General features: G+C 41.3%; 1 protein-coding gene and 1 rRNA gene. One reads left to right on the top strand and one right to left on the bottom strand.

What is annotated here, in order from left to right:
- Positions 1–136 precede the first annotated feature (136 nt).
- Positions 137–1,405 carry a translocation protein TolB gene (locus tag KHB02_RS29600; RefSeq protein WP_213148395.1) on the top strand — a complete coding sequence of 423 codons (1,269 nt, stop codon included), beginning with the start codon at positions 137–139 and terminating at the stop codon, positions 1,403–1,405.
- Positions 1,406–1,453: 48 nt separating this feature from the next.
- Here KHB02_RS29600 and rrf read toward each other — a convergent pair.
- Positions 1,454–1,523: ribosomal RNA gene (rrf, locus tag KHB02_RS30125) — 5S ribosomal RNA — on the bottom strand; the annotation flags it as partial.

The following is a 1,523-nucleotide window of genomic DNA, read 5'->3' as shown; positions in this document are numbered from 1 at the left end:
ACTTCTACTATAAAAAAATAGTAGCACAAACCATGGCCTTGGTTTGTGCTACTAATCTTAGTATGTTTGTGCATCATAAATGGTAAAAATGAAACATAAAAACCGTCCCTTACAACAGGTCAGATGGGGTGATTTCGTGGTTAGAACCGTTCTGCTTGCCATTTTGCTTACTTGTATATTTCAAAATGCTACATTTGCTGCACATCAGGAAAAAGCAGCTTTTATTCGCCATGATGATTTATGGATAAAAGCCGCCACTAAAGAAAGGAAGTTGACGGAAGGTGAATATGTAAGGTACCCAAAGTGGTCCTATGATGGACAATGGCTTGCCTATTTAAAGGCCGTTAAACAGGATGGAAATATCGTTTATGATGGCGAGCTATGGCTCTATAATCTTCATACTAATAAACATTTTAAGATGGCTTCAAAAGTTAACAAAAACTTTCAATGGTCCGGCCGTGAAAAAAAACTTGCTTATCTCGTCAACAAGACTCTTTATGTAGTAGATACTAAACCTTCTAAATCCTTGCTGGCTTCGATGCTGGCTCAAGGCGTGGAGAACTTTTCTTGGCTTCCTAACGGGGATGGTTTATTGATCTCCGCCAAAAAAAGTGAACAGCTTCATTCTGATATTATTTTATCCATGGTTATGTTAGAGGTGGACAGGCATAGGCCGATTGTAAAGAACCTGTTTACAATACCTGTTGGGGAGGATGAATACTTTGTCAGCACAAGTTCGTTTAAGTGGTCATCTAATAAGGGCTGGATTAGCTTTTTATTAATTCCGACTGCTTCCATGTCGGCAGATGCGAATACACTTTGTCTGCTGTCTGCTGACGGGGCGGTTTTTAAAAAAGTGGATGAGATGTTGAATTATGTGGAATGGATGCAGTGGGAGCCCGCCGGGACTAATTTAGCTTATATTAGCGGAGTCGGAAGGGAAGCGACTTATAATAAGCATTTGTTGCTGGTGAGGCCTACTCCTTTGAAAAAAGAGCTTATAACGCCGGCCAAGGGGTATGCCGACCGGGATTTAGTTTGGAAAAATGAAACGGTAGTGGTTGTTTCCCGATCTGCCGAAAGTAAGGAGGGCAGACTGGATGAACGGCCTCTTCCTCGGTTATTAGAGGTGAATCTCCTTACCGGGAAACAAAAGCAAATTACCTTTCCTCAAAAAAATAATGGTGATTTTGTACCAATGGTTGGAAAGGGGCAGCTTTATTGGATAAGGACTGACCGACAGAAAGCAGACGTACTTGCTTCCCACTTTAATAAAAAAGAAAAACATTGGATTAAAAACATTACGGTCCCAAGCAGTTATTATGAAAAGTGGAATTGGGAAGAAGTATTTGATTTATATACTGGGGTGATGCGTGGGGACGGTTCTCATGCATCATCCAGCTAAATAGCAAACAAAAAAAGACAACCATTTTCAGGTTGTCTTTTTTTGTTTGCCCGGCAGCGTCCTACTCTCACAGGGACTTGCGTCCCAACTACCATCGGCGCTGAGAAGCTTAACTTCC

The organism is Neobacillus citreus, from assembly GCF_018343545.2.
Classification (GTDB): domain Bacteria; phylum Bacillota; class Bacilli; order Bacillales; family Cytobacillaceae; genus Neobacillus; species Neobacillus citreus.
Note: the sequence above shows the minus strand (reverse complement) of the source record. Positions and strands in the feature narration are given on the sequence as shown.